At 72.7% G+C, this 6,167-nt stretch carries 8 protein-coding genes and 1 pseudogene; 1 reads left to right on the top strand and 8 read right to left on the bottom strand.

Annotated elements, in window-relative coordinates; genetic code table 11:
• The 4 genes from ACFQ4O_RS14170 to argH form a co-directional block, all read right to left on the bottom strand.
• On the bottom strand, window positions 1-252 hold a 252-nt coding region (locus ACFQ4O_RS14170), incomplete at its 3' end, for a DUF4175 family protein (protein ID WP_378776434.1).
• Window positions 253-402: 150 nt separating this feature from the next.
• Window positions 403-1,677: a diaminopimelate decarboxylase gene (gene lysA, locus ACFQ4O_RS14165; RefSeq protein WP_378776432.1), complete on the bottom strand. Its 1,275-nt coding sequence runs from the start codon at window positions 1,675-1,677 to the stop codon at window positions 403-405.
• 33 nt (window positions 1,678-1,710) lie between these two features.
• Window positions 1,711-1,911: an LPS translocon maturation chaperone LptM gene (gene lptM / locus ACFQ4O_RS14160; RefSeq protein ID WP_378776429.1), complete on the bottom strand. Its 201-nt coding sequence runs from the start codon at window positions 1,909-1,911 to the stop codon at window positions 1,711-1,713.
• 35 nt (window positions 1,912-1,946) lie between these two features.
• Entirely contained in the window at window positions 1,947-3,365 is a 1,419-nt protein-coding gene (argH, locus tag ACFQ4O_RS14155) for an argininosuccinate lyase (RefSeq protein WP_378776427.1), read from the bottom strand.
• A gap of 58 nt (window positions 3,366-3,423) precedes the next feature.
• On the opposite strand from argH, the gene tlpA reads away from it, so the two are divergent.
• Entirely contained in the window at window positions 3,424-4,086 is a 663-nt protein-coding gene (tlpA, locus tag ACFQ4O_RS14150) for a thiol:disulfide interchange protein TlpA (RefSeq protein WP_378776425.1), read from the top strand.
• Here tlpA and ACFQ4O_RS14145 read toward each other — a convergent pair.
• The 4 genes and pseudogenes from ACFQ4O_RS14145 to ACFQ4O_RS14130 form a co-directional block, all read right to left on the bottom strand.
• Window positions 4,083-4,883: a lysophospholipid acyltransferase family protein gene (locus tag ACFQ4O_RS14145; RefSeq protein ID WP_378776423.1), complete on the bottom strand. Its 801-nt coding sequence runs from the start codon at window positions 4,881-4,883 to the stop codon at window positions 4,083-4,085. The two genes, tlpA and ACFQ4O_RS14145, sit on opposite strands and share 4 nt — an antisense overlap.
• 6 nt (window positions 4,884-4,889) lie before the next feature.
• Complete coding sequence (locus ACFQ4O_RS14140) at window positions 4,890-5,327, bottom strand: Fur family transcriptional regulator (protein WP_378776421.1); 438 nt, start codon at window positions 5,325-5,327, stop codon at window positions 4,890-4,892.
• A 102-nt stretch (window positions 5,328-5,429) separates the two neighbouring features.
• Window positions 5,430-5,930, bottom strand: a complete 501-nt coding sequence (locus ACFQ4O_RS14135) for a GNAT family N-acetyltransferase (RefSeq protein ID WP_378776419.1) — start codon at window positions 5,928-5,930, stop codon at window positions 5,430-5,432.
• A 48-nt stretch (window positions 5,931-5,978) separates the two neighbouring features.
• Window positions 5,979-6,167 (bottom strand): annotated as a pseudogene (locus ACFQ4O_RS14130) (tRNA (adenosine(37)-N6)-threonylcarbamoyltransferase complex dimerization subunit type 1 TsaB); the annotation flags it as partial.

Genomic DNA, 6,167 nt, shown 5'->3' with positions numbered 1-6,167 from the left:
CAGCCGTACCAGCGGCGACAGCGTGGCGAGGGCGGCGAGCGCGAACAGCGTGACGCCCGCGACGCGCGCCCAGACCGGCGCCGCGTCCCAGAGGCCGAACCATGACACCGTGAGGAAGAGCAGGCCGACCGCGAGCGTGGCCGCAAGCGCCGGCCACGCCGCTTCCCACGCGATGGCGAGGGCCGCGCGCCGGGCGAGGCGGTCGATCAGGGACCCGCGCGGCGGGCGCGGGGTCGAGTGGGTGTCGTCCAAACGCCGGTCTCCCGTGCGCGCCCGTTCCCCCCTCAAGGCGTTTCGCGCATCGAAGGGGCAAGACTAGCACGCGACGGCGCGGACGCTACCCCATGCCCGGAGCGACGCGTCACTCCGCCGTGAGGCTCAGCCCGGAAGGCGCTCGGCGGCTCAGGCCTCGCGCAGCCAGTCCGGAACGTGGTCGAGCGCGATCAGGTCGTCGAGCGAGGGGCGGGGGCGCACCACGGCGTAGCGGTCGCCGTCCACCAGCACCTCCGGCACGAGCGGCCGGGAGTTGTAGGTGGTGGCCTGCACCGCGCCGTAGGCGCCGGCGGACATCACCGCCAGCAGGTCGCCCGCCTCGGGCGCCGCCATGTCGCGGTCGAGCGCCAGATAGTCGCCGGTCTCGCACACCGGCCCCACCACGTCGGCGCGCCGGCGCGGGGCGTCGGGGGCGGGCTCGGCCACGGGCCAGATCTCGTGATGGGCGTCGTAGAGCGTCGGCCGGATCAGGTCGTTCATGCCGGCGTCCACGATCACGAAGGTCTTGGCGGCGCCCTCCTTCACGTAGATCACGCGGGTGAGCAGCACGCCGGCGTTGCCCACGATCAGCCGGCCGGGCTCGAACACCAGCGTCGCCTTCAGGTCGGCGGTCAGGCGCTTGACCACGGCCGCGTAGGCGTCCGGATGGGGCGGAGGCTCGTTGTCGTCGCGGTAGGGGATGCCGAGCCCGCCGCCGAGGTCCACATGGTCGATGGCGTGGCCGTCCGCGCGCAGTTCGCCCACGAAGCCGACCAGCCGGGAGATCGCGCTGTCGAACGGGTCGAGCTCGGTGATCTGGCTGCCGATGTGCATGTCGACGCCCGAGACCTTGAGGCCCGGAAGCCGCGCGGCCTCCGCATAGACCCGGCGGGCGTCGGCGATCGGAACGCCGAACTTGGTCTCGGACGAGCCGGTGGAGATCTTGGCGTGGCTCTTGGCGTCCACGTCCGGATTGACGCGGAGCGCGATGTGGGCGGTCGCGCCCTTGTCGGCCGCCACCTGCGACAGCAGGCGCAGCTCCGGCTCGCTCTCCACGTTGAAGGCGAGGATGCCGGCCTCGACGCCGGCCGCGAGCTCCGCCGCGGTCTTGCCCACGCCCGAGAAGGTGATGCGCTCGCCCGGCACGCCGGCCTTCAGCGCCCGATGCAGCTCCCCGCCGGACACCACGTCCGTGCCGACGCCGAGCCGCGCCAGCGTGGTCAGCACCGCCTGGTTGGAGTTCGCCTTGAGCGCGTAGCAGACCAGATGGTCCACGCCCGCGAAGGCCTCGCGGAACACGCGCACGTGCCGCGTCAGGGTCGCGGTGGAGTAGACGTAGACGGGCGTCCCCACCTCATCCGCGATGCGGGCGAGGGGCACGTCCTCGGCGCCGAGCGCGCCGTCGGCGTAAGCGAAATGGTGCATGGTCGGTCCGGTGGGGCGCTGGGCCGCGCCCCGTCAGTTCAGGAGACGGTCGAGCACGAAGGGCCGGTCGGGCTTGGCCGGCTTTTCCTCCACCGTGCCGTCGGGCCGGGTGACCTTCACGGTCGGAGCGCCGGGAGGCGGCTCCGGCGCGCCCTTGCGGCCGCAGCCGCCCACGGCGAGCGCGAAGGCGAGGACGGCGAGAGCGCAGGCGGCGCGGGGCGAGGGGCTGGACACGGCGTCAGGTCCTTCGGCTCAAGGGGTGGGGCGCGTCAGGCGTCCTTGGGCGTGTTGTCGAAGGCCTGCGCCTCCTTGGCAAGCGTCTTCCGCCAGCGGATGACCTGCGCCTTCACGTTGACGGGCGCCGCGCCGCCGTAGCTGGTGCGGCTCGCGACCGAGCGGCGCACGCCCAGAACCTCGAACACCGCCTCGGTGACGCGGGGCTCCACCGCCTGCATGTCGGCGAGCGGCAGGCGCTCGAGCGGCAGCTTCTTCTCCGCCGCCACCGCCACGATGCGGCCGGTGACGTGATGCGCCTCCCGGAACGGCAGGCCGAGCACCCGCACCAGCCAGTCGGCGAGATCGGTGGCGGTGGCGTAGCCCGCGCCCGCGGCCTGGGTCATGGTGCGGACGTGAACCGTCATGTCCAGCACCATGCCGGTGGTGGCGGCGATGTTGAGGTCGAGCGTGTCGAGCGCGTCGAACAGCCCTTCCTTGTCCTCCTGCATGTCCTTGGAATAGGCGAGCGGCAGGCCCTTCATCACGGTCAGCAGCGCCACCAGCGCGCCGATGACGCGGCCGGTCTTGCCCCGCACCAGTTCGGCGGCGTCGGGGTTGCGCTTCTGCGGCATGATGGACGAGCCGGTGGAGAAGCGGTCCGACAGGCGGATGAAATTGAACTGCGGCGTCGACCACAGCACGATCTCCTCCGCGAAGCGGGAAAGATGGCCGGCGCAGATCGCGGCGAAGGACAGGGTCTCCAGCACGAAGTCCCGGTCGGACACGCTGTCGATGGAGTTCGCGGTGGGCCGGTCGAAGCCGAGGCCGCGGGCGGTCATCTCGCGGTCGATCGGGAACGAGGTGCCGGCGAGCGCGGCGGCGCCGAGCGGGCATTCGTTGAGGCGCCGGCGGGCGTCGGCGAGGCGGCCGCGGTCGCGGCCGATCATCTCCACATAGGCCATCAGGTGATGGGCGAACGTGACCGGCTGGGCGCTCTGCAGATGGGTGAAGCCCGGCATCACCGTGTGGAGGTGTCCGCCGGCGCGGCCGATCAGCGCCTGCTGCAGCCCATGCAGGCTCCGGTCCAGCCCGTCCAGCGCGTCGCGCACGAACATGCGGAAGTCGGTCGCGACCTGGTCGTTGCGCGAGCGCGCGGTGTGCAGGCGCCCGGCGGCGGGGCCGACGATCTCGGTCAGCCGGTTCTCCACGTTGAGGTGGATGTCCTCCAGCGCGCGCGAAAAGGTGAAGCGGCCCTCCTCGATCTCGGCGAGAACCTGGTTCAGACCCTTGAAGATCGCCGCGGCGTCCTCACGCTCCACGATGCCGGTGGCGGCGAGCATGGCGATGTGGACCTTGGAGCCGCGGATGTCCTGGGCGTAGAAGCGGCGATCGAAGTCGATCGAGGCGTTGATCGCTTCGAGAACGGCGTCCGGCGCCTCGGAGAACCGGCCGCCCCACATCGAATTGCTCATCTGATAAAGGTCCCGTCGCGCGGCGCCCGCGGGGCGCGTTCATCGAGGTCGAACAAGCATGCCAGAGCCCAAGCTCCGCCAGACCCCAAGCCCCGTAGGCAGGCCCTGGGTCCGCAGGGGTCTGTTCGGCGCGGCCGCCGTCGCGGGGCTCGCCGCGCTCGCCCTATACGGGATCGGCGGCGGCGACAAGGCCCAAGCGGCCTGCGCCGCCTCGCCGGAAACGCTCGCGGCCGTGGCGAAGGCCGCCCGGGGCGAGGTCGCCGGGGTGGTGGCGCCGTCCGAACCGCGCCCGCTGCCGCCGCTCGCATTCCAGGACGCGTCGGGCGCCGGGCTCGGCCTCGACCGGTTCAAGGGCAAGGTGGTGCTGCTCAACCTTTGGGCCACCTGGTGCGCGCCCTGCCGCAAGGAGATGCCGGCGTTGGACCGCTTGCAGGCGGAGCGCGGCGGCGCGGACTTCGAGGTGGTGGCCGTGTCGCTCGATTTCGGCGCCACCGACAAGCCCAAGGCCTTCCTGAAGGAGATCGGCTCGCAGAACCTCGCCTTCTACGCCGATCCGTCCAACAAGGTGTTCCGGGATCTGCGCGCGGTCGGCCGGGGCTCGGGCATGCCGACCACCCTGATCCTCGACCGCGCCGGCTGCGAGATCGGCTTCCTGCCCGGCCCCGCGGAATGGGCGAGCGCCGACGCGCTCAAACTGATCGACGCCGCGCTCGGGCGCTAGCCGGCGGCCTCGCCCCGGAACGCCGCCGCCGTCATGCGCCGCACCTCGGCCTCGGCGGCGCGGGCCACCGCCTTGCGGTCGGTCCCGGCGTCGATGCGGATCGGCGCGCCGAAGCTGACGGTGACGTCGATCGCGCCGCCGCGCAGCACCGCCCACATGTGCGGCAGAATGTCGAGATCGCCGTACCACGCCACCTCCTGACGGCCGCGGCGCCCGAGCGGCAGGCCGTTGCGGTGGGTGTAGGCGATGGAGACCGGCTGCACGAAGGCCTCCTCGCCGCCGCCCGAGACGATGGCGGCGCGGGCCGCGCCGATCAGCGCCGAGCGGAACGGCAGCAGGCGCACGCCGTCGTTGGAGGTGCCTTCCGCGAACAGCACGATCGGATCGCCGGCGACCATCCGCTCGCTCATCTCGCGGCTCACCGCGCCGGTCGCGCGGCGCCGCTGGCGGTCCACGAAGATCGAGCGCTGCAGCCGGGCGAAGGCGCCGAACAGCGGCCAGGACGCGATCTCGGACTTGGCGACGAACGAGACCGGCGCGGTCGCGCCCAGCACCACGATGTCGAGCCAGGAGGCGTGGTTGGCGGTCATCAGCAGCGGCCGGCCCACGCCCGGCACGCCGACCACCCGCCGGCGGACGCCGATGGCGCCGAGCGCGAAGCGGTGGAACAGCACCGGGATCCGCCGGGCGGCGGGGCTGCCGAGCTTCAGCGCCACATGCTGGACGGGCAGGCCGACGAGGGTGGCCGCGGCGAGCGCCGCGACGCCGAGCCCGGCGCGAACGGAACGGAGCGGCAAGGGGGATCAGTCCTCGCGGTCGTCGAGCGGCACGGCGTAGAGCTCCAGCCGGTGGTCCACCAGCCGGTAGCCGAGCCTGCGGGCGATCTCCGCCTGCAGCGCCTCGATCTCCTCGTTGCGGAACTCCACCACCTTGCCCGAGCGCAGGTCGATCAGGTGGTCGTGGTGCTCGTCCGGCGCGGGCTCGTAGCGCGAGCGGCCGTCGCGGAAGTCCACGCGGGCGATCACGCCGGCGTCCTCGAACAGCTTCACCGTGCGGTAGACGGTGGAGATGGAGATGCGCGGATCGAGCGCGGAGGCCCGGCGATAGAGCTCCTCCACGTCCGGGTGGTCGTCGGCCCCTCCGATCACGCGCGCGATGGTGCGGCGCTGCTCGGTCATGCGCATGCCCTTGGAGGCGCAGAGGCGCTCGATCGTTTCGGTCTTGAGCGCTGTCGTGGCCATGCGGCCGCCTCCCTTGCGCAAGCGAGGATGTTCCGGAGCTTATAAGAGCGCCAAGGCGAGCCGTAAACGTGAGCCTGATCAAACCTCGGACGGCGGCGCGGCTCAGGCCATGTCGAGGGCGAGCACCAGCGCCGAGGCGCGCCCGCCGTCGGCGCGCTGGTAATAGGCCGCGCGGTGCCCGACCTGTTTGAAGCCGAAGCTCTCGTAGAGCCGGATCGCGGCCACGTTGTCCTCGTCCACCTCCAGCGCCACCCGTCGCGCGCCGGCGGCGGCGAGCTGGCCGAGATGGCGGCCGAACAGCGCCTTGCCGCCGCCCTGGCCGCGCCGGCGCTCCACCACCGCGACCGAGAGCACCTCGGCCTCGTCGACGGCGATCCGGGAGATGGCGAAGCCCTTGGGGCGGGAGCTCCCCTCCCGATAGAGCGTCGAGGCGACCACCGCCCGGTCGCGCAGCAGCGATTCCATCTCCTCGATGCTCCAGCCGCGCGCGAAGCTGGCGGCGTGCAGCGCAGCCAGTTCGTCGGCGTCGCCGGCGTCCGCCGTCGTCACCGCCCAGTGCGGCGTGCGGCCGAGAAGCGCGTCCCAGTACCAGAGCCAGAGCATGTCCGCGTCACAACCGGGGCTCTCCCCCGGTCCTCCCGTTGAGCGCGATCACCGGCGCGCGATGCGCCCCGCCGTCTGGGGATGCGCGTCCGCCGCCTTGAGGTAGAGCGGCCGGGGCGGCGCAAGGTCCGGATCGGACTCGGCCCCGAGCCGCGCCAGCCAGACCGGGTCCGGCGCATGGTGCGGCCCGGCGGCCTTCTCGAACGCGCCGCCACCCGCCGCGAGCACCGCGTCGGC

Source organism: Methylopila musalis, assembly GCF_042679725.1.
Lineage (GTDB): Bacteria > Pseudomonadota > Alphaproteobacteria > Rhizobiales > Methylopilaceae > Methylopila > Methylopila musalis.
This window is presented reverse-complemented; position numbering and strand designations above follow the sequence as displayed.